Source organism: Hyphomicrobium facile (assembly GCF_900116175.1).
GTDB lineage: Bacteria > Pseudomonadota > Alphaproteobacteria > Rhizobiales > Hyphomicrobiaceae > Hyphomicrobium_B > Hyphomicrobium_B facile.
Window position 1 is genome coordinate 937,471 of sequence record NZ_FPCH01000002.1, and the last position, 26,411, is coordinate 963,881.

Below are 26,411 nucleotides of genomic sequence, written 5' to 3' on the forward strand. Positions count from 1 at the left end.
TTCCAATCTAATTCATGAACATGCGGACGTGGCCTTTGACGTGCACGGCGGCGAGGATGTCGACCATCGGCAGAAAGCTCGCCATGTCGTTCAACTCGGCGTCGAGAACCTTCTCATAGGCGGGCGCCACCGTTCCGGTCGCTTCGAGAAGGATTTTCTGGGTATCGACGAACGACAGGCGCATCAGGCGCAAGGCCGCGCCGAGAATTGTGGTGGCGATGCCGTATTGCTGTGCGCCGAATGCGTCCCTCGCTTCGACGCCGAGCGCTGCAAGCACGAGCGCGAGACTGACCGGATGCGTACCGGCGGTTTGCGCCCGCTTGATCCGGCCGAGCCATTCGTGATTGAGTGGGTCCGCCATGATGGCATCGGCAAGCTCAGTCAGCTTGCGCCCCATCCGCACGGTCATCAACCGCGTTTCCTCGTTGAGTTTGCGCTCGAATGTTGCCCGGTCGACGATCATCAGAGTTTCGATATCCCTCGACCTTGCGGCACGATGGGCGCAGAGCAAGGCGACGCCGTCGGACGTCGCGGATTGATGCATCACGGTCAGAACGAATTCCCTGAGACTGGGGGCGTCGCTCACGATCCCTTCCTGGATCGCCGACTCAAGGCCGTTCGAAAATGAAAAACCGCCGATGGGAAGTGCGGAATCTCCGAACTGCAGCAGATGCAGCACCTCCGGAAGGCGCCGATATGAATCCGTCAGGTCAGTGACCGTGGACGTGCGGTTGTTCGTGAGTATCGTCATGGCCGTCATGGTGATTTACCTCATGCTCATGACTGTGCGAATCGGGACCGTGCGAATGGGAGGCCTCGGTCGCGCCGCCGAAAAGCCGCCGGGCTTCATGCGGCGCCATGTAGGGGATGACCTCGGCGCCCGGCATGAATTCGTAGCGAATGCCCGGCAAAGCATGCGTTTTCATGACCGATGCCATCACCTTGCGATCGACGGTGAGCGGCACAAACACCCGAGAGCTTTTGACGACGGCCGGCCAATGCTGATTGCCAAGCGCATGGCCCAGTTCGAACATCGTCCGGAGGGCGGTCTCGGTCGGCTGTTCCATGATGGCTGTCAGGTCGATGACCATGACCTCTTTCAGATTTATCCGCGCGATGATCGCTTCGTGGTCCCGCTCGTTCCAGAGTAGGATGTCTCCGTCGTGAAGGTGGGTATTGCGATCCAACGATAGCGCGAGTTCGACATCGTTTTCGGTTGATTTGCGCAGCCGGCTCTTTTGAGCTTCCCATTGATCGAGCACGAGCCAGTCAACACGTGCACCTTCGAGACGAGATGCCCAATCCGGTTCGCCTGAATTGCCGACGATACCCTCAATGATAATCATGCTCAGTCTCCGTGTTGCAGGGCCTATTCCAATTCAACTGAAGAAATAGAGCTGGTTGAGTGCGATCGACCTTGGTGGGTCGACCGTGATGTGGACATCATCGACCATGACGGCGAAGGTTTGAGGATTGACCCAGATGTTCGGGAGATAGTCGTTGCGCACCATATGTCTCTTGCCGAGGACGCGGGTCTGCGAAACTGGGATGACCATGCGCTCGAGGCCGTAACGCTCAGCGATGTCGTTGTCATACGAGGCGCGCGAGACGAACGTGATCGAATTCTTGATTCCGGCCTTCCCGATTCCGCCGAACATCGGCCGGTAGTAACAAGGTTGCGGTGTTGGCAACGATGCGTTTGGATCGCCCATATTGGCCCAGACGATAAAGCCGCCCTTCAGAACCAATTTGGGCTTGGCGCCGAAAAATCCCGGCTCCCACAAAACGAGATCGGCGATCTTTCCAGTTTCGACCGAACCGATCACATCGGACAGGCCGTTCGTTATGGCGGGGTTGATGGTCACTTTGGCGAGGTAGCGCAACACGCGGAAGTTATCGTTGCCGTTGTTCTTGTCCTCGCCCAGCGGGCCGCGCGCCTTCTTCATCATATCCGCGGTCTGAAATGCGCGCAGGAACGACTCGCCGATGCGACCCATGGCTTGCGAGTCGCTACCGATCATCGAGATCGCGCCCATATCATGCAGAACGCTTTCCGCGACGATCGTTTCAGCACGGACGCGGCTTTCGGCGAAGGCAACGTCGGATGGTATCTTCGGATTGAGGTTGTGACAGACCATGATCATGTCGAACAGTTCGGCGACGGAGTTCACGCCGCAGGGAAGCGTAGGGTTCGTCGAACTCGGCAACACATTGCTCTGGCCGACGACCTTCAACAGGTCAGGCGCATGTCCGCCGCCGGCGCCTTCGCTGTGGTAGGTATGAATTGTGCGGCCGTTGAATGCAGCGATCGTATCTTCGACGAAGCCGGACTCGTTCAGCGTATCCGTATGGACCGCGACGGATACATCGTAGTCGTCCGCAATCTCCAGGCACGATCGGATAGCAGCCGGCGTCGAGCCATAATCCTCGTGCACCTTGAAGCCGGCGCAGCCGCCCAAGATTTGCTCGACGAGCGGGTCTTGAGCTGAACAGTTGCCCTTTCCACAGAGACCAATGTTGATTGGAAGGCCCTCGATTGCGCGCAGCATCATCTCGAGGTTGCGCGGGCCATTGGTCGTCGTGACGCCGTTCGTTCCGTCGGTCGGGCCTATGCCGCCGCCCCAAAGCGTCGTGATCCCATTCGATAATGCGGCGTAGACTTGCTGCGGCGATATCATATGCACGTGGACGTCCATGGCACCCGCGGTCAGGATCAAGTGCTCGCCGGAAATCGCGTCCGTTGCCGTTCCTGTTACCAGACCTGGCGTAACGCCCTCCTCGGTCGAAGGATTGCCCGCCTTGCCGATGCCGGCGATATGACCGTTGCGAACTCCGACATCGGCCTTGATCACCCCGAGCAACGCATCGACGATCGTGACGTTGGTGATGACGAGATCGAGACAACCGGCTTCCTGCGTCAGCAGGTTGTCGGATCCCATTCCGTCGCGCAGCGTCTTGCCGCCGCCGTACTGAATTTCTTCACCATAGACGCGAAGATCCTTTTCGATCTCGACATACAGATCCGTGTTGCCAAGGCGTATTTTATCGCCAACGGTTGGACCATAGAGGTCCGCATATTGTGCGCGCGAAATCTGTGTCATGGTCATATGCCTCGATGTGTCACCTGAACGACGGAGCCTGCGAGACTTGTCTGCGGGTCTTCACTTCTGCGGTGTCCCGGACTTGAAGCCGCGCTTTCCGGCGCGCCTGATGGCCATGTCGAAGTTCGGCCGATAGTCCGGGGTTGGACCGTCGCCGACCCATCCGTCGACCAGATTGTTGAAGCCGTACGCAAACTTCTTTCCTGCGAAAGGCACGAGCGTCACTTCTTTCTCATCGCCCGCCTCAAAGCGTACGGCTGTGTTTGCCGGGATATCGAGGCGTTTGCCGAATGCTTGCGCGCGATCGAATTCGAGATAGCGGTTGGTCTCGAAGAAATGGAAATGCGAGCCGATCTGCACGGGCCGATCACCCGTATTGCGAACCTTCAATTTCGTGCGGGGCCGGCCGGCATTTATTTCAATTGGGTCCTTCGCAAGAACGTAGCCGCCGATCGGCCTTACCGACTTGTGTTGAACATCGGTATGTTCAGGCTGTGGATGGACGGGTGCTTGCTGTTTGCTCGGAGTTTTAGCCACTGACGCCTCCTATGTTTGCGTCGAGCTGCAATTCGAATTCGGATATGGCTGTTGCCAATCAGGTAATGGGATTGTGCAGGCTGACCAGCCGGCTACCATCGGAGAAGGTCGCTTCGACCTGTATGAGCGGCAGCAGACTCGGCACGCCTTCCATCACATCGTCCGCCTTGAGGACATTGCGCACATTATCCATCAGCTCTTCGACGGTTTTTCCCTCGCGGGCCCCCTCCAGAACCCAGGCACAAAGCACTGCGACGGTCTCCGGATGGTTGAGCTTGATGCCCTTGGCTTTGCGCTTCAGCGCAATTTCCGAAACCATATGAATTATGAGCTTGTCGAACTCTCGGGGGGTGAAATGCATGATCAAAACCTCCGGTCGGATAAAAATACTTGCCGACGGCATCCAATGAGAAACTGACGAGGCCGGATTGGCATCGCGCAAAATCAGATTGGCAATTGCGTAAAATCAGATCGTGCGTATGGGAACAAAGAACGTGTTGCGTAAAATCCAGTCGACTATCGGACGTTCCACGCGGCGCCAAAAAAAGTCGATTGCGTTGCGCGTTGAGTGGCGACGCGGGCGGAGAACCTACAGAGGGGCCTTTTCTCTATCTCCCGCAGTCCTTCAACTTCGTTAGGCCCGAGTTACTGAGTGCGCGAGTGTGAGCGGTTCCGTTGCGGTGCAATCCGTCGGAGCGGGTCATTGGCGCGGCACGATCATCTCGAAGTCTCTATTCGTGTTTCATCGTGTCGGCTTTTTCACCAGCGGCGCACGGCTCGAAGGAGAGAAGCTTTCCTCGACATTCAGCGCGTCATATCCCATGGCACGATAGAGCACGGTCGATATGATCCAACTACCGATGAAGATACCGACCACGACGAATCCAAAATTCGTCAGGTTGTCGTTCAGGTCTCCGACAACGGCCCAAAGCCCTTCCTTGAGACCCAACTTGTCACCGATCAATCCGAGAGCTTCGATCCCGCCAATGAAAATCGCGACGACAACAGAGGCTGCGGTGATCGTCAGATTGTACCAGAGCTTCCGTAGCGGATTGACGAAAGCCCATCCGTACGCCCGCGTCATGAGAATGCTGTCTGTCGTGTCCATGAGCGCCATGCCGGCGGTAAAGAGTGCCGGGAACACCAGTATCGTCAAAAAGGACATCCCTTGTGCGGCCTGAGCCGCCGAGATGCCGAGCAATCCAATTTCGGTTGCCGTGTCGAAGCCGAGCCCGAATAGAAATCCGATCGGGTACATTTGCCACGAGGATGAGACAATACGGAACAACGGGCGAAAAATGCGAGCAAGAAGCCCCTGCCCCGCGAGCAACGTATCGAGATCCTCGTCGACGATCTTCTCTCCGCGCTTCACGCGCGTGAAAGCCGCCCAGACGCTCTTGAGGATGACAAGGTTGATGATGCCGATAATGAGCAAGAACAGGGACGACACCATCGTGCCGAAGACGCCGCCGATGTCGTGAAACTCCTCCAGCCTGCTCTGCATGGCTGCAGCGGCAATGGCGATGGCGATGGCGATAGAGGCGAGAACGACGACCGTCGAGTGACCGAGCGAGAAGAAAAAGCCCGCGGAATACGGCGCTTTCCCGTCCTGCATCAGCTTCCGAACGACGTTATCAATTGCCGCGATGTGATCGGCATCGAATGCATGCCGGAGCCCAAAAACATATGCGAGAAGCGCCGTTCCGAGCAGCGCCGGCCGATCCGAGAAGGCGATGAAGGCCCAGACCCAAGCGCCGATGTTGGCCACCGCCAGCACCGCGTAAATAAGCGCTGCCTTTGCATTGTCGCGATCCGGCTGGTCGTCGAAGGGATTTAGAGCGATGATCCGGAGTGCACCTCGATACAAGCTTGCCATGAGCGGGATGTCCTCAAGCGGTTCGTGCCGCAGCAAGCCGATGTCCGCCCGAAAAGCATGAAGATCTGATCTCCAGAATTGGTTGCAATATCGATTTCTGCGTACATCGAAATGAGCCGCGGGGCAGCAACGTGCTCCATTATTAGAGGACGTTGGCTTCGAAAAAATCCCAGCGCCCATGTTCCGCAGTCTCTTCTCTGGCCCTTATCCGGACCGGAGCAAATTTGCTGCTATTTTGCGGGGCATTGCGGCGTTCGCGGTCGAGAGCGCGCGGCAACGGTCGAGGCCCCCGACTGAACTGGGGCGTCATCTCATCAATCGGCGTCTGCGGTCACGATAGCTCGGACGTTTGGTCCGGCGTGATCGCGAAGGGTCTGCGATCGATCGGAAAGGGCATATAAATTTCTTCCGCGGGCACGGACTTGTGCCACGCCTTATAGGCTTCGCGATATTGCACGCGTGGCGACGCAAATTTCAACCACGACACCTCTGTCTCGGGACTTCCAGTCAGCGTGGTTCCGGAGAATTGTCCTATGGAAAGTATTTGAGAAAGCTCTTTCTCCGCCTGCGTCCCAAATCGTCGTTTAACTCTCTCGCGATACTCGCTGTCGCCCGATGTCCGCACACTGTCCCAATAACCGATCGCATCGAATACTTCCCTGCGAATGAGCAGGGAGGAATAATCCTCTTGAACAAAGCTTGTCAGACTCGTAGGCATCACGCGGCCACCGCGCTCCATCCGGATCCATCTGGAAATAATGGATGCGGAATTTTCGCCTCCCATAATACTCTGCATCTGAAGCGCCAGTTTTTCGGGATGGGCGATGTCGTCCGCGTCGTGGCATGTGATGAACTGGCCGGTCGAAACGGAAAGGGCCATATTGCGTGATATATATGTGCCGACGTTTCGATCATTGCGCCGAATTTTTACTCTCTCGTCCTCCTGTGCCAACGCGGCAATCAACGAGCCTGTCTCGTCGGTGCTTGCGTCGTCCGTGATAATGACCTCGACGTTGCGCCAAGTCTGATTCAGGATTGATTTGGCAGCGCGACGGATGGTCGATGCCGAATTGAAGGCACTCATCAGAACGGTCACCAGTGGACCGCTTTCGGATTTCTCGCACGTCCGGAATTCGAAAGGAATTTGCGCTTCGACCGCATCGAGACCGGCCGAGACGCCACTGGCCGCAAAGGCGTGTTCGAGCCAGTGTGACCGCTCGGCCGCGCGCGTCGATAAATTTGCAGCAAGTAGAGAAATATCTTCCCTGTTCGCGCTTTCTGCACGCCGGGTCCACGCGTCCGCGAGGCTGCGTCTCTTCACTCCATTGGCTGGTTGCCGGAACGCCCACTCATCGACCAAGGCGACCGGAAAGACCGCAATAATTTCTTCGATGCTGCAACCATTTGCGATCGCAAGGATATCGTCGAGCATCGGGCGCAGCGAGCCCCCGCCGCTATGAGCGATCACCCAACGGATATCTCGACCAAGCAACCGGCGCAGGCGCTCCAAGACGGCATCGCGGCGGACGTCATTGTCGAACAGGCGGCGAAGAACCAAAAGTGATTCACGGAACTCCATTTCCGTTTTGGCTTTTCGGACCGGCGTGTGAGCCAGGGAGGTCCGGAAGGTCCATTCTTCGGAAAGGCGCCGAAGAACCCCAGATCGTCGAACCGAGCCACGCACATCCACCTCAGAAGTTATTCGCATCGAGATCTCATTCAGAACTCGATACCGGATGTCAATGATTGAACAAACGCGGCGCGCCGCTATTGTTCGGTGTCTCATTCGAGTTTGAAACGATGTCGCCCCAACAAGAATAGCCGATGTGGTGATGCGAGAAGCTATCCACGGAATTTTGTGCTTGCGCCACTAACTTTTGTAGATACCTACTAAGGGACCGATCATGCTCGCGCACTCCCATCAGCAAAAACTGTTCCACGCAGTTGGGTCAGACGAGCGGAAAATTGCTGATCCGATACTGTAGATGGCGCGTTTCACAGTTACCGTATGCACCTCCAAGCGGCCCCAAATGCTTAGCCGCGCACTGGAGAGCTTGAGTCGGCTTTCAATCCCGGATGGTTCTTCTCTTACCATCGTCGTCGTTGAAAACGATCACGAGCAACGGTCGCTAAGCGTCGTCGATCAATTTCGCAGTTCTCATGCCATTCCCATAAATTATTATCTCGAACCGAAAATCGGCATCCCGCACGCTCGAAATCGCGCGATTGAAGCCGCGATCGCCGGGAATTGCGATTGGATCGCGATGCTCGACGATGACGAATACGCCGAGCCGGATTGGCTGCTTCAGCTGTTCAATGGGTGCACCCGATTCGACGCAGACGTGGCGACCGGTCCGGTAACGCAGGTGACCGATAGCGAGCCGCCCCACTGGTGGAAGCCGATTTCGCAATCGCGGCGGGTGACAGGTGAATTCCGGCGGGACGCTTATACGAACAACGTCCTACTCAATTCCCGCATTGTTGCCGGCGATGGGCTGGGCTTGCGGTTCGACGATCGTCTCACATTCGGCGCCGAAGACGTCGATTTCTTCAGGCGCGCGCATGCGAAAGGCGCACGCATCGTCTTCGTCGCGGAGGCGATGGTTATCGAAACCGTGCCCACCTCCCGGCTGACGCTCAGGCGCATTCTGGAACGCACTTACATGGTAGCGGCGGCGGCTGTTTTTCTCGACATCATGCGCGACGGCTACCCGAAAACCCTGGCCAGGCGTTTGCCGCATGGGGTGCGGCGGATCTTCATCGGTATTTTATTGATGCTTGCCGGTGCGTGTCTCTGGCCGCTCCGGAGATTTGCCGGTGAAAAAACAATGTTGAAGGGCATGATCAGCGTCACCAAGGCGTGGGGAAACCTTTCGGGCTTCTTCGGAAGAACATCGACCTATTACCGGCGTGTCGATGGCGCGTGAGCAGCAGCGTAACCGCCGCACACCGGCGGCTGCGCTCGCCCAGCTTCGCCGATCACCCCTGACCTCACGCTCTGGGTGCATCGTCTGCTTCGCACCAAACCTCCATGCTCAAAATCGCAGCATTTTTCTCAATTGCTTCAGGGCGATTTGCGGTTAGTGTGCAGCGCCGATTACGGGAATGCCATGCGGACCAATCTCAGCATCAATTCACGACGCCTGTGGGACAGCTTGATGGAGACCGCCAAGTTTGGCGGCACCGAAAGAGGCGGCATTCGCCGTCTCGCCCTCTCGGATGAGGACCAGAAGGTCCGCGACTGGTTCAAAGCCCAATGCGAAGCGCTTGGCTGCACGGTTCGCGTCGACGAGGTTGGCAATATGTTTGCCATGCGGCCCGGCCGCAACAATGACCTGCCGCCGATCGCCATGGGTTCGCATCTCGACACTCAGCCGACCGGCGGCAAGTTCGATGGCATTCTCGGCGTGCTAGGCGGGCTCGAGGTGATGCGTACGCTCCACGAACAGGATTATGAGACGAACGCGCCGATCGAGATCGTCAACTGGACAAACGAGGAAGGTTCGCGCTTTCCCCCGGCCATGATGGCATCCGGCGTCTTCGCGGGAGCATTCCCGGCGGAATACATCTACCAGCAGACCGACCGGGATGGCGTCACCTTCCTCGAAGAGCTTGAACGCATCGGGTATCGCGGCCCGATGAAGGCCGGAGACCACACGTTCTCGGCCATGTTCGAGCTTCACATCGAGCAAGGACCGATCCTCGAAAACGAGCAGAAGATGATCGGCGTTGTCACCGGCGTGCAGGGCATGCGCTGGTACGAGGTAACAGTCAAAGGCGTCGATGCCCATACCGGTGCTACGCCGATGTACCTGCGCAAAAACGCGCTTGTCGGCGCCGCTCGCATGATCGAAGCGGTGGACGCGATCGGACAGAAGCATCAGCCCGGCGTCGCAACCGTTGGCCTCATTGAAAACAAGCCCAACAGTCGCAACGTCGTGCCGGGCGAAGTTTTCTTCACCATCGACATGCGCCATCCCGACGAGGGTGCTCTTGACGTCATGGAAGCGGAGTTGCGCGCGGCGCTGGAGGCTGGCCTCCCTCCCCTGCAATTGAGCTACGAGGAAAAGCGGATCTGGTCGTCGCCTGCGGTGAAGTTCGCACCGGAGTTGATCGATTGCGTGCGCCACGCAGCCAGCAAATCCCGCTTCGCAATGCGCGATATGGTGTCGGGCGCAGGGCATGACGCAGCATACATCGCCCGCGTCGCCCCGACGACGATGATCTTCGTGCCGTGCGAAGGCGGCCTCAGTCACAATGAGGCGGAATCGACGAGCATGGACGAGTGTGCCGCGGGCGCGCAGGTGCTGCTCGATGCCGTGCTCGCATACGATGAGATACTGGCGAGCGAAACGAGAAAATGACCGAGTGTCCGGTGCCATGTGTGGGCCGGCATTTCGTTACACTCACTTGTCACAGAGTTGGGATAAGCGACCCCTAACCGATCATACGGTCGGCTTTCTTTGGGGGACTTACTCATGAAACTCACGACAGTGCTCGCTCTGGCGGCTTTCAGCTTCTGCGGAACCGGCTTGGCTGCGACCGATGCCTTCGCAAAGGCCAAGCCGCACAAAGCTGCGCATCATCACAAGGCGAAAAAGGACAAGAAGAAAGACTGCAAGGGCACCTTCAAGTACTGGAAGGGCGGCAAGTGCGAAGATTCGCGCAAGAAGAAGTAACGGCCAGATCGACCCCGGAGGCCACTCACGGGGTCGATCGACTTTTCACAACTGGCGGCGGAAGTGCCGCGCAGCGCCGGGCGCTCGTGTCTCCGCCGATCAGGCTCGCCACAGGGCGCCGAGAACGAAGCCCGCTGCTGCCGCCATGGCGAGCGTCGTATAGGGCTCTTTCTTCATCGATTTGTTGATCGCGCGCTTGAGCTCGGCGCCGACGCTTTGGACGTCGTCGAATGCTGAGACTGCAAAGTCCGCGCTTTGATCGATGTTTCGCTTGGCGGCGCTCGTTACGTCGCGGACCGTCGAAGAAACGTCTTGCTGAGTGTTAGCCATCCAAGTCTCTCCCTGACATTAGTGCCAGGAGAATGATTGATCCTGATGCTTAGTTCCTGATTGCAGGCCAGTTCTCACCAATATGGGTGGCGATGAGCCGTGAGCATCTGCGAATGCGTGAGCCGCGTAAGCGGGCTGTCGACGCGCTCCCTGTCCCTCTTCCTCTGAATTCCTCCAAACGCGCGAAATTGGGACTAGCACTTACGTGTTATATGCATTAACGCTGATGATCGCATCGCGAACAATCATCGTCATCGCGATCGTGGGTCGTCGTTGATCTGGAATTGAGTGGCCATCCCCAAAGCATGCGGTTTGGCGGCACTGATTTGAGCTGAAAAGCTTCCGAAAAAGTGTGTCGCGTCCGGCAGCAAATAATGGGGAATTGCCTTGGACAGGATTCGCTCGGGAGCCTTCGCGCTATCCGGAGGCCTATGCGTACGCGCCGCGCTGCTCGGTCTTGCCGTTTGCTCATTTGCCTCGCACGCGAGCGCAGCTGACCGTACCTATACGACCTTGAATTTCGGCGACTACAGCACGTTCCTCACCGGCATCCGCGGGAATACGATCGTCGGAAACTACGCGATGCCGAACTCGAGCGCGACCGGTGGTCTTCTCTACGATATCCCCAGCGGCACGTTCACGGCGTTTCCCATTTCGACGGACGATGGCGTCAATTATCCGGGTGCAATCAGCTCATCGCCCTACGGTCCGAGCTTCGGTTCCCTCGACGGAATCTTGCGCACCGTCGGCAGTTATCAGACCAGCGAATCCGCGCCTTACGATTTGAGTTATCTTTACGACGGCGCTTTAGCGCCAGGCGCGAACCTGACGACGCTCATTTATCCCAGCACGCAGATGAACCCGACCCTTTTCACAATCGCGCACAGCACGTTCGGCGACACCGTCGTCGGCAACTACGATACGCAGCTGGCGACGGGAAATGCCTTCATCTACTCGATCAGCACCGGAACCTATGTCACCAACAATTTTCCTGGCGCGATCAGCACCACGGCGTACGGCGTCTATGGCAACTTGATTGCCGGCGGTTACTCGCCGGTTGGCGTTGGCAACGGCCTCGGATTGGACCGCGGCTACATCTACAATATGACCACGGACACCTGGAAGACCTACAATCATCCGGATGCCGTCATCACGCATTTTGAAGGCATTACCGGCGGCGGACGCGCCGGGACCTACAATCTCGTCAGCGACTGGGTGGACATTGACGGGAACGTTCATGCAGCGGTCCTGCACATCGCGGCCAATGGCGACGAGACCTGGATCGAGCTCGGCGTCGGCGACTATCTGACCTCGGCCAATTCCATGTATGGCGAGCAGGTCATCGGGGTCTACGTCGACGACGATCATAAGATCAACGGCTACGTGGTCAACCTTCCCGAGTTCTACGATCCTATTCGCAATTCCACCATCATAGAAACTACGACCGCCGACAGCCCGGCGCTGTCGGGCGTCGAAGGCGACGACATTGTCAACGACGGCATCATTCTCACGAGCGGCGCAAATGCTCCGGGCATTCGCAGCGATACCTATGGCGTCGTCACCAACAACGGCACCATCTCCGTCACCGGTCCAGAAAGTGCCGGCGTCGAGATGAATGGCGACTACGGCACGCTTCTCAATGGCGGTACGATCCTGGCAGAACCGGGCGGCTATGCAATACGCACGGGTTCGACCGCGAGCGGCAGCGCTATCGCTAACGCCGGTATTATAAATGGAAAGGTTTCGGTCACTGGCGCTCTTCCCGCCCGTTTTGAGAACAGCGGCTGGATGGGCATCACCGCCACCGGCGCGGGCACGACGCATTCGATCAGCGGAACGTTCGTGCAAACGTCCTCGGGAACACTCGCTCTGCGGGTAGGGCAGGAAAACGATGCACTGAACATAACTGGCGCGGCGCGTATTGCCGGCACAGAATTCACGGTGTTCGACGCTGCCGGGTTACGCAATCACTACACGCTGATGACCGCCAGCGAGGGCTTAAGCGGGACGTTCGAGAAATTCACACAAATCGGACTTGGACGCTATATCTCGACCGATCTCGCCTATACGTTGAACGACGTGACGCTCAATCTCAGTTCTGAAATCACGAGCTTCGACGATCTATCGGCCAACCAAACTGCGGTGGGCCGAACGCTCGACAATGCTTTTAATTCCAACGGCCGCCTGCCGGGTCATCTCGCCGCGATTTATGGGCTGACAGACCGCCAGTTGCCCGGGGCGTTGAATGCACTTTCAGGCGAGGTGTACGCAAGCGAGCACTCTGTGCTGATCGATCAAGCGTTCTATAGCCGGCAAGCCGTGCTGTCTCGCCTCCGGCAGTTTGGCGGCGCGGATAGCGGCGGCGCCGATGGCGCGCTCGCTCATGTGGGTCCGGCATCGATGTCGAACCTCGGTGGGCCCGATCGCGGCGAAGGTTTCAACGCCGCGAACCAAGCAGCAGGTATCCCGCCGACGGGCCCTGCGACGACGTTCTGGACGCAAGCCTTCGGTGCGCGCGGCAGCATCGACGGCAACGGCAATGCTTCAAGCGCGCGTAGTAATCTCGCAGGAGTGCTTACCGGCGCCGATATTCAATTCGATGGAAATTGGCGCGCCGGTCTGGCGCTCGGATATTCTTCGTCGAACACCCAAGTCAGTGCGCAGCGAAGTGCAGCAGACGTCGACGGTGGCCTGATCGCCTTTTATGGCGGCACCCATTACGGCGCGCTGAACCTTCGGTTGGGCGCGACCGTCGGGTTCAACAGCATCGACACGACGCGCACGGTCGCATTCCAGGGGTTCGTGGATCGCACCCATGCCAATTATAGCGCGTCAACCGCTCAAGCGTTCGGCGAGCTCGGCTACGCCACGTCATGGGGCGCGGTTGCGCTCGAGCCCTTCACCAACCTCGCGTGGGTGCATCTCGACAGCGCCGCATTTACCGAGGCTGGCGGCGACGCTGCACTCGCAGGCGCGTCCAGCAGCGGGGACGTCGGCTACTCGTCGCTCGGCGTTCGGGCTGCCGGCAATTACTCGCTATCGAACGGCATGGCCTTCGTTCCGCACGTGTCGGTGGCCTGGCAATATGCCTTCGGCGACTTGGCGCCGGAAACGTCGCTGGCGCTGGCCAGTGTTTCGGGATCGAACTTCAGCGTGTCCGGCGTTCCGTTGGCGCGCAACGCCGCTCTCATCGATGCCGGGGCCGACTTACGCATCAGCACCGACGCCAAGATAGGTGTTTCTTATACCGGGCAGCTCGCGAAAGACGCGCGCGACAACGCGATCGCAGGCAACGTTCGGCTTAAGTTTTGAAACCGCGTTCGAGCCGTGAAATAGATCTGCGCGCCATTTCGTTGGCGCGCAGAGTTTTTCGCGGGCGTTGATACCGCTTATTCAGCGAATGAACTGATTGACGAAATCGGCCCCGAGACCGACCTCTTCATAGTGCTTGCGGCAAGCTTCTATGAGTTGGAAGTTGTCTTCGACAAGCGTGACTTTATCCTGCTCGTCGATGTACAGCGTCGCGCCCTGAATGAAGAACAAAGTCTGCATTTCCTCGCCGCTGTCGCACGTCAGCGTGTGCGTTTCGCCGGGCGGTTCCATAACGTAGGAGCCTTCCTCCGCGCGCCACGTGTGTTCGAGATATCGCCAGCTGCCCTTCAGGACGAAGCCGTGCACGGGCGAAGGGTGACGGTGACGCGATAGAACGCCGCCCTTTTTGACTCGCAGCACTTCTCCGTGTGCGCCGGAGTTCATGTCAAAAAACAGCGGGCGGAACCAGACGTTCGGCTCCAGCAGAACCCAGATGCGCTCGTCTTTCACCGGTAGCACGACCAGTTCCGGGATCATTCCGAGATGGGCGAACTGGGGCGGGTCGAACGTGACGTGTTCCGATTTAACCGGCGCGATAAGTGTCATCAGCAGAACCTCTCAGGAAACGCGTGGAATGTCGGCAACAATCGGATGGAACTCGCCGCGGAAGAAGACCAAGGGGTTACCCTCCGGAGCGCGGCGCATTTTCACAACTTCGCCGACGACGATTTCGTGATCGCCGCCATCGTATGTGGTCCACAGGCGGCACTCGAATGTTGCGATGGCATCCGGCAGCACGGGGCAACCCAATGATCCGCGATACCATTCGACGCCATCGAAGCGATCCGCGATCGGAGCCGCAAAGCGCTTCGCGAGTTCGACGTGCTCGTGACGAAGCACGTTCACGCAGAACGATCCGCTGCCCTTCACGAGACCGACGCTCGCCGCGCCTTTTCGTACGCTGTAGAGGACGAGCGGCGGCGTCAGGCTGACAGGCTGGAACGATGACGCCGTCAATCCGAAGCGCGCGCCTTCTTCCGTCGTCCCGGTGATGATCGTAATGCCCGTTGCAAAGCAGCTGAGCGCCTTGCGCAGGTCCAACGGGTCGTCGGGCGAGATCCAATCGTCGGCAGCCATCATTCTGCGGCGACCTTCTTGGACTGAAGCTCGGAATTGAGCTTCGCGATGATCCGCTCTTTGCCCGCGTCGTCGAGCTTGCCAAGCTCAGTCATCAAAACGGGCTCGTCGACCTTCTGATTCCACCAGTCGATGGCTTCCGAGCCGAACAGGCCCCATTTGCCAATGAGCTGGGCCGTGACTTCGTTGGACGGCGCCATGATCCAACCTGCCTTCGAGTCCCGCACAAGGCGCTCGAGCTCAACGTCGCGCATGTAGCCACGACCGCCGCAGGCCTGCAGCATCTTGTCAGAGACTTCGAATGCGAACCGCGTCGAAAGAAATTTCGCTTTGAAGCACCAGAGCGCGTATTCGGCGCGCGGCATCGCTTTGGGATCCTCGTAATAAATGTCCCAGCGGCCGCCGTCCGTTGCGTCGTCCAAGGCCTTTGCGACAGAATAGGCATACAAGCGCGAGGCTTGGGCATCCATGATCGCACGGCCGAACACGTCCTGAATCGTCGGATAGTCGGCAACGCGGCGGCCATATTGCACGTGGGCCTTGCGCGTCACGTGTCTTTTGGCGACGTCGATGCAGCCAAGCCCGACACCGTTATACGAGCCCGCGTACATGAGCATCGCGAGCGGATCGATCGCCTCGTCGTTGGACATCGCTCCGTCGCCCGGCCAGCCGACGATGCGGTTCAACGGAACGACCGTGTCGATCTCGACGGGGCCGGACTGGTTGCCGTGCATTCCCATCGCGTCCCACTTGCCGGCGGAACCCTTCACTTCATTCTTGTAAAAGAGGAATACGGAAAGGTTGCCGTAGTTGCCGTCGAAATCCGGGCTCGTCGTCTGAGAGATATACCAGTCGGCGTAGCCGGACGACGTTGTCCAAGCGGCTTTCTTGTGCACGTGCCAGCCGTCTTCGACGCGCTTCGCACCGGACATTTTTGGGTACCAGAAATGTCCGCCGGTCTCGGGGTCGGTGTATGACGCGGTGCCGATGAGGCATTCGCTGTCGATCCGCGACAGCAGGCTCTCGATCTCGGTGTTGCCTTTGGCGCGATAGACGAGCCCGGCGACGGCCACCATATGCATCATGTAGATCAGCGCGGTGGACGGACATCCGTACCTCGCGATCGTCTCGGCGATCATCGTGATGCCGACATGATTTTCGCCGCGGCCGCCCATTTCCTTGGGCACGATGGCAGCCAGAAGCCGAAGCTTGGCTAGCGCTTCGATGTTTGCGCGCGGATAAGCATTCGTCTTATCGCACTCGATCGCGTTCGGCCGGAGGACGTTGTGGCAAACCTCGATCAGCTCACGGCGAAGCTGTTTTTGCTCTGTCGTTAAAAACCAGTCCGGATTGAACTCTGCATCCAGTCCGAAATAGGCGCTATCGCCCCACATTGTCGTCATGCTCATCTCCCGCGAGCGGCCACCTCGCCCTTGCGGGGGGATGATGAGCGGGAGAAGAGGCGCCGGTCTCTCGGAATATTGCCAATTTTGCTCAGGAAAGGGCGCGGCGGCGCCATTCACGGGGCGGCATGCCAACGTGGCTAAGGAAAACCTGGCCAAAATGGCTCTGGCTTTCAAATCCGACGAGCGAGGCCACTTCGATGATTGTCGTGGTGCGGCTCAGGAGCAATTCCTTGGCTCGTTTGATGCGCAGCCCGACGAGCCAACGGTGGGGCGGCGTTCCGACGGCCGTCTTGAACGCTCGTACGAAGTGGAAGCGGCTCAACCCTGCGGCGCCTGCCAGGTCGTCGAGCGAGATATCTTCCGACAGACGATCCTCGACGAGCGACAGCACGCGGCGCAGTTGACGTGCCGTCAACGCACCAGCCGTGTTCGCGCCGGCCGTGTTCGCGCCGGCCTTTCCATCCTTCTGGCAATGGCGGAACAAGATGCGGCGCGCGATGACATCGGCGGCCATATCGAAGAAAAGCGGCGAAATGCTTCCCGGACGCTGCATTTCTTCGGTGAGTGCCAGGATTGTATGGCGAAGCGGCGTGTCCGTGAACGCGAGGCGATCGGAGATGTCCGCGCGGCCGTTGCCGGCCTCATCCGCAATCCTGTCGAGAAACTCAGCATGCAGGAATACGTGCGCTTCTTCCGTCGGCCGGTCCCAGCGCCACACGTTGCTGCGCTCCGCTGCCATGATCAGGGATTGACCGGGCAGAACACGGCCTTTGACCTTTTCCCCGCCGAGACACGCTTCGATGACCAACGGTCCGCCGAGCGCAACCGAGATGTAGTGAAAAGGGAGCTTCGGACATTCGACTTCTTCCGCCAAGCCATCGAAGCGGAAATGACCGATCGCTAGAACCGGCGAGGCCGCGAAGCTCTGAGGCCGCACTGGGCTTCCGCCGAGTTTGCCTATCCACGCCTTCGCCGACAAAATATCGGGATGGCCATCACGCGCGGGCGTAGAGCTATCGGACAAATTCATCATTGCGAAATTATGCCTTGCAAATTTCGCCTGACAAGCTGAAATTTTAGGCGTGACTAATCAATGGCCTGGGGGAACGCAAATGCCGGCGTCAAACGAGAAGGCGGCGACGGCTTCAGAGGACGAAGATCTGACGCCGACGCGCGTGGGTGCGGAAATTCGCGACCTACGAAAAGCCAAACGGCTGACGATAAAAGAGCTTTCCCTCGCGACGTCGCTGTCGATCGGGCATCTGAGCGAGATCGAGCGCGGTATCGCCTCCCCCGGCATCAAGACGCTGCATGATATTGCCAAAGCGCTCGGCGTCACCATCGGATGGTTTCTGCACAACGCGGAGGGCGGAGACCCGGATGAGCGCGATTATATCGTGCGCGCGGGCAACAGGCGCACGCTGCGCTTTTCATCGGGGATAACCGACGAGCTGCTGTCGCCCAATTTGCGCGGCCAGCTCGAGTTGCTGATGTCGCGATTTCCGCCCGGATCAACGGAAGCCGGAACGCCCTATACGCATAACGGCGAAGAGGCCGGGCTGATCCTCGCCGGGTCGCTCGAACTCTGGATCGGCGAACAATCGTTCACGCTGCGCGAAGGCGATAGCTTCAGTTTTCCTTCGACGACTCCTCATCGCTATCGCAATCCCGGCAGCGTAGAGACGGTCGTCGTTTGGGCAATCACGCCGCCGTCCTACTGACTCTCAAAACGTTGGCGCTCAAAAGATCGGCGGCGTGCACGCGCAGGCCACAACCGCTTCGGTCTTGCCGACGTTGCGTAACCAATAGGGCACGCGCCCGAAGAGCTGATAACCACCACCTTTGCGCAGGCGGTGGGTCTCGCCGCCGACTTCGACTTCGATCGTCCCTTCTATGACCAGAACTGCGGTTTCCCCGTCGTAAATGATGGGATCATCGCCGGTGCCCGCGCCTGGCTTATAGCGCTCAATAAACATTTGAAGCCTCTTATCCCGGCGCTCGCTGCCGAGAACGCGAAGGTCGGCGGCACCGCGGGACACGACGGCGAGATCATCCGCATTATAAAAAAGTGCGTTTTTCTGCGACACCGGCAACGCGAAGAAATCGGCGATTGAGATCGGAATCGCGGTCAGCAGACGATGAAGCGACGCAAGCGATGGCGCGTGGGTTTCCTGCTCTATCGTCGATACGGTCGCATTGGTGACGCCGGCACGCTTGGCGAGTTCGCGTTGCGAAAGACCTGCTGCTTCGCGCACCTGCTTGAGCCGCGACCCGACGGCAAGCTCGCTTGCCTCCGCGCGTGCGCGGGCCTTTGCGGTTGCCTCAACTACCGCTTTTTTTCGCTCAGCCATCGTCTTCCCATCCACGTGAATGTCCGTGTTTCGCAAATTCGTTCCGGCGCTTGCGCGTAACCCACGTCATCACGTTTGGATGCCGGGTCGTCAACGCTCCAGATTGACATCGCGAAGCGCGACCACGATCATATTTTTATGGCGCTGTGTTCGATAAATTTATACACTGAGCTTCTGAACTCAGCAACGGAGTAGAGACCAATGGCGGCTCTGGACGACTTCGCATTCCTGTCCGGCAAGATCTACGTCGGGGGCAAATATGTTGCCAGCCGCGCGGGCGAACATTTCGACGTCATCGATCCGGCGACGGAGGATAAGCTCGGGTCGATCGCCGACTGTCCCGACGACGAAGTCGACCGCGCCATCGACGTTGCGAATGACGCGCGCCGCGTTTGGATGGCTATGGACGCGCGAAGCCGCGCCGTCATTCTGCACGACATTGCGTCGGCGCTTCGCCAAGGCAGCCGCCCGTTCGCCGAATGCCTGACGCGCGAAGAAGGAAAACCCTTCAAGGAATCCACCGACGAGGTTTCCTGGTGCGCGACCGCAATCGATTATTACGCCGAGCTCGCACGACACGAGACCGGACGCCTCGCCGGCGCGACTGTTCCCGGGCAGTTTCATTTCAGCGTGAAGGAACCGCTCGGCACGATCGTCATCATCCTGCCGTTCAACTATCCGCTCGTTCTGTTGTGCTGGGAAGCCGCGGCGGCGCTCGCGGGCGGAAACTCCGTCATCATCAAGCCGCATGAACAGACGAGCCTGACGACGCTCAAATTCATGGAGGTTTTCGCGGGTCTGCCGCCTGGATTGCTGCAGGTCGTGACGGGTGGCGCGCGCGTCGGCCAGCAGCTCATCGCAAGCCCGAAAACGCATGGCGTTGCCTACACCGGTTCCGTTGCGGTCGGTCAGGCCGTGGCGCGGACGTGCGCGGAGAGTTTCAAACCGAGCCTCATCGAAGCTTCCGGCAACGATCCGTTCATCGTCATGCCGTCGGCGCCACTCGACATGGCCGTCAGAGGCGCTGCCTTCGCCGCGTATCTCAATTGCGGCCAGGTCTGCACGTCGGCCGAACGCTTCTACGTTCATGAAGACATTCACGACGCCTTCGTCGAAGGGCTCGTCGCCGAGGCACGAAAGCTTCGCATCGGCAACGGTCTCGGCGCTGTCGATCTCGGGCCGCTCGCGACCAGCCGTCAGCGCGATCGTTTCGAAGGTCTTATCGCTCGCGCGCGCCAACAGGGCGCCAAAGTGGAAACCGGCGGCGTCCGTCCCGCAGCGCTCAACCGCGGCTGGTTCGTCGAGCCGACCGTTCTCTCCGGCGTCACTCCCGACATGGAGATTCTCAACGAAGAGCCGTTTGGCCCCGTCGCGCCGATCTGCAAGGTGAAGAGCTTCGACGAAGCCATCACGCTGGCCAATCAATCGCGGTTCGGGCTCGGCGCCAATCTCTATTCGCTCGACATGGAGGAAGCTTTCCGGGCGGTGCGCGAAATCGAATCCGGCATCCTTTGGGTCAACGCACCTCTTCTCGACAATGACGCGCTCCCCTTCGGCGGGCGGAAGCTCTCAGGAAGCGGTCGACAGCTTGGACCGGAAGGCCTCGCGCAGTTCCAGAATACGAAGTTCGTCATGATCGATCCGAAAGCTTCGAACCAGGACTTCTGGTGGTTCCCATATTCGAAGGCGGAAAGCTTCGAGCCGGCCAAGTCGTAACATCGCGACCGCTCTTCTTCCTCGTTAACGGAGCGGGGGCTTCATGCGGCCGGTCGTTGCCATATTATGATGGCACGCCGGGCCCCGGGGCCCCCGCAGTCCTGTCCTTCACTTCACCGAGGATCATGCACGGATGAAAGTTCTTCTCGTCACCGCGCATCCGCGCTCTGACTCGCTCACGCATGCCGTAGCCAAGGCTTTCGCCGAAGCTGCCATCAAGAATGGGCATGAGATCGAAGTTGCCGATCTCATGGCTGAATCCTTCGACCCCGTTCTGCGTGAACCCGACGAGCCCGACTGGGCAAATCCCAACAAGGTCTATTCGGCTGCGGTTCAAAGCGAGATGGCCCGCATCGAGCGCAATGAAGCGACCGTGATGGTCTTTCCGGTATGGTGGTGGTCGATGCCCGCCCTTCTCAAAGGCTGGATCGACCGCGTCTGGAACAACGGTTGGGCCTACGGCGATAAAAAATATCCGCACTCGCACGCTTGGATGTTGGCGGTCGCGGGGACTTCGGCGGAAGCCTTCGCAAAGCGCGGCTATGACACAGCCATAAGCACTCAGCTGGAAACCGGTATTCTCGGGTATTGCGGAGTACCTGAGACGCGCCTCGAACTTCTTTACGGCGCCACTGAAGGCGCGCCCCATCCAGAAACTATACTCTCTAGGGCGCGCCAACTGGGTTCTGAATTCTAGGCTCTCAGTTCTGGGCGCTTAAGCCTTGACGCGCTCGCTCTTCGGGTCGTACCACGGCGCAAGCTGCGCGCGCGCCGGATAGCGCTTCCAGGCAACTTCGACTTCGAGCGGCGCGGCGGCGAGCCACGCGGCGTCGACGCCCTCTTCGCAGCGTACGTAGCCCATGCCGAGCGAAGCGCCGATACGGTGACCGTAGCCGCCTGATGTGATCGAGCCGATCACCTTGCCGTCCCGCCAGATCGGCTCCTCATGGTACAGCAACGGCGCGTCATCGCCTTCGAGTTGGATTTGCACCAACCGTCTCTTCAGCGGACCGCTTTCGCGCTGCTTCAGGAGCGCCTCGCGGCCGATGAAGCCACCCTTCTTGTCCCAGGCGACGGCGAATCCAAGCCCACCTTCGAGCGGCGTGTCATCCTCGCCGATGTCGTGGCCCCAGTGCCGGTAGCCCTTCTCCATGCGCAGCGAATTCATCGCGAAATAGCCGGCCTGCTTCAGGCCAAAGGCTTTTCCTGCTTCGACGAGAACGTCGAAGATGTGCTGGGCGAATTCGGCCGGCATCAGAATTTCGTAGCCGAGTTCGCCGACGAAGGTCACGCGGTTCACGCGCGCCTTCGCGTATCCGATCTCGATTTCGCGGCTGGTGCCGAACGGGAATGCGGCGTTCGATAGATCGGCGTTCGAGATGGAACTCAGGAGTTCGCGCGATTTCGGACCCATCACCGCCAGCATCGGCAGTCCGGAAGAGATATCGCGCGCGAAAACGTGCGCATCTTTCGGAAGGTGCCGCGTCAGCCACGCAAAATCGCGAACCTGCGATACGGCAATCGAGACCACCATGAAGGACGTCTCCGAGAGGCGCGTGACGGTGACGTCCGCCTCGATGCCGCCGTGCTCGTTCAGCCACTGCGTGTAGACGAGACGGCCGACCGGAACGTCGATGTTGTTGGCGCAAATGCGATTGAGCGCGGCGCAGGCGTCACGTCCATCGACTGCGAATTTCGTGAAGCAGCTGTGGTCGAACAAGGCGACCGCGTCGCGCGTCGCCCGGCACTCTTCCGCTGCCAAGTTGAACCAGTTCTGGCGACCGTAGCTGTATTCGATTTCGGGCTTCGTGCCGGGAGTACCGAAGAAGCCCGGACGCTCGTAGCCGGCGGCCTCGGTCATGAACGCGCCTTGCGCAATCAGCCTGTCGTGGAACGGGCTGCGCCGGACGTTGCGGGCCGTTTCGAACTGCCGATAGGGCCAGTGCATATCGAAAAGCAGGCCGAGCGTTTCAGTCGTCCGGTCGTAAAGATACTTGCTGTTCGACTGGAACGGCATCATGCGGCGAACGTCGACGTCGGTCAGCTCGACCGGCGGACGGCCATCGCGGATCCATTGCGACAATGCCTTGCCGACGCCGCCGGACGACAAAATGCCGATGGAATTGAAGCCGCATGCGCAGAAGAGGTTCTCGACCTCCGGCGTTTCCCCGAGCAGATACCGGTCATCGGGCGTGAAGCTTTCGGGGCCGCAGAAGAAGAGCTGGATGCCGGCATCCGCGAGCATCGGTACGCGGTTCATCGCCCTTTCCAAGATCGGCTCGAAATGCTCGAAGTCCTCGGGCAGCGAGTCGAAGCAGAAGTCGGGCGAAATGCCTTCATGTCCCCACGGCTTGGCGTTCTTCTCGAAGCAGCCGAGCAAGATTTTGCCCGCGTCTTCTTTGTAATAGGCTTCCTCGTCGGTGACGAAGAGAACAGGAAGATCACGCGGCAGGCTCGGCAGCTGTTCGGTGACGATGTAGAAATGCTCGGCAGCGTGGAGGGGAAGCGATACGCCGCTCAACGCGCCAAGATCGCGCGACCACATTCCGCCGGAGATGACGACCTTATCGGCGCGGACTTCGCCCTGATCGGTGATCGCGCCAACGGCGCGGCCGCCTTCGACGAGGATGCGTTCGACGCGGATGTTCTCGAGGATCGTGGCGCCGGCCTTGCGCGCGCCCTTTGCCATCGCGATCGTAACGTCGACTGGATTGACCTGACCGTCTTTCGGCGCCCAAAGGCCACCGACGAGACCATCGGTGTTCAATGGCGACCAGCGCTCCTTGAGTTCTTCCGGCCGCAAGACCTCAACGGGGAGACCGAAATTTCTCGCCATCGAGGCGCCGCGCTTCAGCTCTTCGAAGCGGCCTTCCGTTTTCGCGGCGCGGAGCGCACCGTTCTGACGGAAGCCGGTTGCCTGGCCTGTTTCGGATTCGAGGCTGGCGAAGAGTTCGCCCGTGTATTTCGCCAGTTCCGTCATGTTGCGCGTGGCGCGAAGCTGGGTGACGAGGCCGGCTGCGTGCCAGGTCGTGCCGCACGTCAGCTGCTTGCGCTCGCAAAGCATGACGTCGGTGATGCCGAGCTTCGCCAAGTGATAGGCGATCGAGACGCCGGCGACGCCGCCCCCGACAATCAGAACCTCAACACGATTCCGGAACGACGACATAAAACCTACCTATCGACTGATTTTCCCTCCGCAGATCTTCATCCGGCCGAGTGAAATTTACAACCGAAATTTTCACATATGTGATTTTTATGGGGGGCTTTATTTTCTGCCGCGGCGGGAAAGTCCGTACCAGACGTAGGCGAGACCGACGGCCGTGAACACCGAAGCAGCCAGTACGAACGATGCGACCGCGATCTGAGGCGTCGCACTCGAGCGGAGCGACAGCCAAAGCATGACCGGCAGCGTCTGCGTTTCGCGCGTCGTCAAGAACAGCGCCATGATGAATTCATTCAGCGACGTGATGAATGCAAACAGGCCTGCCGAGACGATGCCGGTCATCGCGACCGGCATGATCACATTGAAGAAGGCCTTGAGCGGCGGTGCGCCAAGATCGCCAGCCGCCTCCATCAAACTCTTGTCGAGCGTTTCAAACGTCGGCACGAGAACCGTGATCGCCAGCGGAAGCGCCCAAAGCGTGTGTGCGCAGGCGACGAGGAATTTGGACCCGAACAGATCGTAACCGAACAGACTGACCGAGCCGAGAGCCATAGCGACCGATATGCCGAGCACCACGCCCGGAACGAAGAGCGGCAAGATCAACAGCGTTTGCAAGACGGGCCGGGCTTTCTTGCCATTCGCCAGTGCGTAAGACGCCGGCAGCGCCAGTACCATCGACATGAAAGCGGTCAGGATCGCGATGTGGAGTGAATTCCAGGCGGCGTTGATCCACTGTGCGTCGTTGAAGAAATGCCCGAACCAGCGTCCGGAAAAGCCGCGGATCGGAAAGCGGATGACGTTGTCGTCGCTGAACGCCATGACCGCAGTGATGCCAAGCGGAATCAACACGTACAGAATGAAGAGTGCCGCAAAAGCGCGATGGAGATAGCCGAAGGCGCGATCCTCAAGCATGGCTCGATGCCTTTCTATGCCGGAGCCATTGCGTCACGAGCGCCGTCGTCGCGATGATCGCGATCAACACGACGGAAATCGCGGCGGCCATCGGCCAGTTGCGGCGCGTCAGCATCTGAAGTTGGATTTCGTACGGCATCGTCCAGAGCGAATCCGGTCCGAGCGCGTTCGTGGTCGCGTAGATGCCCATCGTGAAGACGAACGCCTGCGTGAACGCTGCTGCTATGCCGCCTTTTGAGAGGGGCAAGAGGACCGTGAAGAAGGTTCGCAGTGGCGATGCGCCAAGGTCGGCGCTGGCCGTTAGAAGATTGCGATCAATCCCGTTCAGAACGCTCAGAATCGAGAAGAAGCAATATGAAATCGAGATGTAGGATAGGCCGACGACTGCCGCGATCTGGGTGCCGAGGAGGTTGACCTTCTGATCGCTGAGCCCGGTCGAGATCAGCGTATAGGAAAGAAGACCGTTCGAGGGAAAGAACATCCGCCATCCGATGATGACCGAGACCTCGGAGATCAACATCGGCGCGATGGCAATGGCGAGCAGCATTAGCTTGTTGCTGCCTTCGCGCAGCCAGACATATTGCGCGAAGAAAAATGCGGCGACGACCGTGACGACGGCGGTGACCAACGAGATGTAGATCGTCCTGCCGATCACGGCGAGCATGTTGGGCTCGGTCAGCACGACCAGATAGTTTCGCAGCGACCAAGCTTCGACGTAAATCCCGCCTGCGGGATGTTCGTTGAAGCTCATGCGAAGCAGATAGAGCAGCGGCCAGCCGAAGGCGACCACGATGAACACGAGCGTCGGCAGCATCAGCCATGGGATGCTCGGCAGTGCAGCCGAGACCTTTGAGCGGCTCGGCACGATGTCAGCCTCGGCAGTCATGAGTTGGGAAAATAAGTTGCGTCGGCGGTCTTCCAACCGACCTTGACCATGTGGTCGGGGCCGACGGCCGGAGCGGCCGGGCTATCGAAGAAAAGATTGCCGCGATCCGTCTCGGCATGAATGCGATATGTGCCGCCGAGGTACTCCACCGATGTAATGCGCGCCACCACCTCGTTTTCGGCGCCGGCTCCGTTGACCAGTCCGAGGCTTGTCGGACGGATGAATACTTTTCCGGCGGCCACATCCGGGCCAGTTCCGCCGAGAGCGGGCGGCAGCCGCAGCGAACAGGACTCGCCGACGAAGGTGTAGACGAATTCGCTCGCGGGCCTTTCGAATATTTCGATGGGCGAGCCGATCTGCTCGATCTTGCCCTTGTTCATGACGGCGATGCGATCGGAGAGCGCCATGGCCTCGCTCTGATCGTGCGTCACGAAGACAGCGGTGTAGCCCAGTTCTTCATGAAGGCGGCGGATCTCCGAGCGCAACTCGAGCTTCAGCTTCAGATCGAGTGCGCTCATCGGCTCGTCGAAAAGCAATATGCTTGGTTCGACGACCATGGCGCGCGCCAGCGCCACGCGTTGGCGCTGGCCGCCCGACATCTCTGCCGGATAGCGTTGGCTGAAACTTTCCATTCTCACGACATCGAGGATGCGCTTCACGCGCGGGGCGATATCGCTTTTCGATACGCCACGCATCTTCAATCCGTAAGCGACGTTCTCCGCCACCGTGAGGTGAGGAAACAACGCCCCGGATTGAAAAACAGTGGCAGTATCGCGCTTGTGACTCGGCAGGCGATCGACTCTGCGCCCCATGATTTCGATGATGCCACCGTCAGGACGATCCATCCCGCCTATGAGACGGAGTGTGGTCGTCTTCCCGCAGCCGCTCGGGCCGAGAAGGGTGAGAAACTCACCCTTCTCGACCGAGAGATCGATCTCATCGACTGCGGCGTGATTTCCATAACGCCTGACGACACGTTCCAATCGAAGGGCACAAACCATATTC

The 26,411-nt window shown here is 59.2% G+C and carries 24 protein-coding genes; 7 read left to right on the top strand and 17 right to left on the bottom strand.

Features of this window, described 5'->3' with window-relative positions:
* Positions 1-7: 7 nt before the first annotated feature.
* From BM399_RS11305 to BM399_RS11335, 7 genes are all read right to left on the bottom strand, one after another.
* Complete coding sequence (locus tag BM399_RS11305) at positions 8-751, bottom strand: urease accessory protein UreF (protein WP_092868188.1); 744 nt, start codon at positions 749-751, stop codon at positions 8-10.
* Positions 711-1,346 (bottom strand): urease accessory protein UreE, encoded by a 636-nt coding sequence (locus BM399_RS11310; protein ID WP_092867796.1) that lies wholly within the window; start codon positions 1,344-1,346, stop codon positions 711-713. The genes BM399_RS11305 and BM399_RS11310 overlap by 41 nt, the downstream gene beginning before the upstream one ends.
* A gap of 33 nt (positions 1,347-1,379) precedes the next feature.
* A complete protein-coding gene (locus BM399_RS11315) occupies positions 1,380-3,101 on the bottom strand; it encodes an urease subunit alpha (RefSeq protein WP_092868189.1) in 1,722 nt (573 codons plus the stop codon).
* Between the two features lie 60 nt (positions 3,102-3,161).
* On the bottom strand, positions 3,162-3,638 hold the full coding sequence (locus BM399_RS11320; protein WP_092867797.1) for an urease subunit beta: 477 nt from the start codon (positions 3,636-3,638) through the stop codon (positions 3,162-3,164).
* Between the two features lie 58 nt (positions 3,639-3,696).
* Positions 3,697-3,999 (bottom strand): urease subunit gamma, encoded by a 303-nt coding sequence (locus BM399_RS11325; RefSeq protein ID WP_092868190.1) that lies wholly within the window; start codon positions 3,997-3,999, stop codon positions 3,697-3,699.
* A gap of 381 nt (positions 4,000-4,380) precedes the next feature.
* Positions 4,381-5,481: a HoxN/HupN/NixA family nickel/cobalt transporter gene (locus BM399_RS11330; protein ID WP_092868191.1), complete on the bottom strand. Its 1,101-nt coding sequence runs from the start codon at positions 5,479-5,481 to the stop codon at positions 4,381-4,383.
* 364 nt (positions 5,482-5,845) lie between these two features.
* Complete coding sequence (locus BM399_RS11335) at positions 5,846-6,946, bottom strand: glycosyltransferase family 2 protein (RefSeq protein WP_177228135.1); 1,101 nt, start codon at positions 6,944-6,946, stop codon at positions 5,846-5,848.
* 553 nt (positions 6,947-7,499) lie between these two features.
* Between BM399_RS11335 and BM399_RS11340 the strand changes: the two genes are divergently transcribed.
* From BM399_RS11340 to BM399_RS11350, 3 genes are all read left to right on the top strand, one after another.
* Complete coding sequence (locus BM399_RS11340; RefSeq protein ID WP_092867799.1) at positions 7,500-8,441, top strand: glycosyltransferase family 2 protein; 942 nt, start codon at positions 7,500-7,502, stop codon at positions 8,439-8,441.
* A gap of 183 nt (positions 8,442-8,624) precedes the next feature.
* Positions 8,625-9,878 carry a M20 family metallo-hydrolase gene (locus BM399_RS11345; RefSeq protein WP_092867800.1) on the top strand — a complete coding sequence of 418 codons (1,254 nt, stop codon included), beginning with the start codon at positions 8,625-8,627 and terminating at the stop codon, positions 9,876-9,878.
* A gap of 114 nt (positions 9,879-9,992) precedes the next feature.
* Entirely contained in the window at positions 9,993-10,193 is a 201-nt protein-coding gene (locus BM399_RS11350; RefSeq protein WP_092867801.1) for a hypothetical protein, read from the top strand.
* A gap of 99 nt (positions 10,194-10,292) precedes the next feature.
* Here BM399_RS11350 and BM399_RS11355 read toward each other — a convergent pair whose 3' ends face one another.
* Complete coding sequence (locus BM399_RS11355; protein WP_092867802.1) at positions 10,293-10,523, bottom strand: hypothetical protein; 231 nt, start codon at positions 10,521-10,523, stop codon at positions 10,293-10,295.
* A gap of 387 nt (positions 10,524-10,910) precedes the next feature.
* On the opposite strand from BM399_RS11355, the gene BM399_RS11360 reads away from it, so the two are divergent.
* Positions 10,911-13,835 (top strand): autotransporter outer membrane beta-barrel domain-containing protein, encoded by a 2,925-nt coding sequence (locus BM399_RS11360; RefSeq protein WP_244531198.1) that lies wholly within the window; start codon positions 10,911-10,913, stop codon positions 13,833-13,835.
* A gap of 81 nt (positions 13,836-13,916) precedes the next feature.
* Here BM399_RS11360 and BM399_RS11365 read toward each other — a convergent pair whose 3' ends face one another.
* The 4 genes from BM399_RS11365 to BM399_RS11380 all read right to left on the bottom strand — a co-directional run bounded on the left by BM399_RS11365 (position 13,917) and on the right by BM399_RS11380 (position 17,411).
* Positions 13,917-14,441, bottom strand: a complete 525-nt coding sequence (locus tag BM399_RS11365) for a 2,4'-dihydroxyacetophenone dioxygenase family protein (protein ID WP_092867803.1) — start codon at positions 14,439-14,441, stop codon at positions 13,917-13,919.
* 12 nt (positions 14,442-14,453) lie between these two features.
* On the bottom strand, positions 14,454-14,975 hold the full coding sequence (locus BM399_RS11370; RefSeq protein ID WP_092867804.1) for a flavin reductase family protein: 522 nt from the start codon (positions 14,973-14,975) through the stop codon (positions 14,454-14,456).
* A complete protein-coding gene (locus BM399_RS11375) occupies positions 14,972-16,375 on the bottom strand; it encodes an acyl-CoA dehydrogenase family protein (protein ID WP_092868193.1) in 1,404 nt (467 codons plus the stop codon). Before BM399_RS11375 ends, BM399_RS11370 begins: the two co-directional genes overlap by 4 nt.
* 91 nt (positions 16,376-16,466) lie before the next feature.
* Positions 16,467-17,411 (bottom strand): helix-turn-helix domain-containing protein, encoded by a 945-nt coding sequence (locus BM399_RS11380; protein ID WP_092867805.1) that lies wholly within the window; start codon positions 17,409-17,411, stop codon positions 16,467-16,469.
* Between the two features lie 79 nt (positions 17,412-17,490).
* Between BM399_RS11380 and BM399_RS11385 the strand changes: the two genes are divergently transcribed.
* A complete protein-coding gene (locus BM399_RS11385) occupies positions 17,491-18,099 on the top strand; it encodes a helix-turn-helix domain-containing protein (protein ID WP_092867806.1) in 609 nt (202 codons plus the stop codon).
* Positions 18,100-18,117: 18 nt separating this feature from the next.
* On the opposite strand, the gene BM399_RS11390 is transcribed toward BM399_RS11385, so the two are convergent.
* On the bottom strand, positions 18,118-18,729 hold the full coding sequence (locus BM399_RS11390; protein ID WP_092867807.1) for a helix-turn-helix domain-containing protein: 612 nt from the start codon (positions 18,727-18,729) through the stop codon (positions 18,118-18,120).
* Between the two features lie 201 nt (positions 18,730-18,930).
* Between BM399_RS11390 and BM399_RS11395 the strand changes: the two genes are divergently transcribed.
* Together BM399_RS11395 and BM399_RS11400 are read left to right on the top strand one after the other, a co-directional pair.
* Positions 18,931-20,445: an aldehyde dehydrogenase family protein gene (locus BM399_RS11395; RefSeq protein ID WP_092867808.1), complete on the top strand. Its 1,515-nt coding sequence runs from the start codon at positions 18,931-18,933 to the stop codon at positions 20,443-20,445.
* A gap of 133 nt (positions 20,446-20,578) precedes the next feature.
* Complete coding sequence (locus BM399_RS11400; protein ID WP_092867809.1) at positions 20,579-21,142, top strand: NAD(P)H oxidoreductase; 564 nt, start codon at positions 20,579-20,581, stop codon at positions 21,140-21,142.
* 18 nt (positions 21,143-21,160) lie between these two features.
* Here the strand turns inward: BM399_RS11400 and BM399_RS11405 are convergent, their stop codons facing one another.
* From BM399_RS11405 to BM399_RS11420, 4 genes are all read right to left on the bottom strand, one after another.
* Positions 21,161-23,611, bottom strand: coding sequence for a GcvT family protein (locus tag BM399_RS11405; protein ID WP_092867810.1), 2,451 nt, complete (start codon positions 23,609-23,611; stop codon positions 21,161-21,163).
* Between the two features lie 99 nt (positions 23,612-23,710).
* Positions 23,711-24,520, bottom strand: coding sequence for an ABC transporter permease (locus BM399_RS11410; protein WP_092867811.1), 810 nt, complete (start codon positions 24,518-24,520; stop codon positions 23,711-23,713).
* Positions 24,513-25,385 carry an ABC transporter permease gene (locus BM399_RS11415; RefSeq protein WP_177228137.1) on the bottom strand — a complete coding sequence of 291 codons (873 nt, stop codon included), beginning with the start codon at positions 25,383-25,385 and terminating at the stop codon, positions 24,513-24,515. The genes BM399_RS11410 and BM399_RS11415 overlap by 8 nt, the downstream gene beginning before the upstream one ends.
* 17 nt (positions 25,386-25,402) lie before the next feature.
* Entirely contained in the window at positions 25,403-26,407 is a 1,005-nt protein-coding gene (locus tag BM399_RS11420) for an ABC transporter ATP-binding protein (protein ID WP_092867813.1), read from the bottom strand.
* Positions 26,408-26,411: the final 4 nt, after the last annotated feature.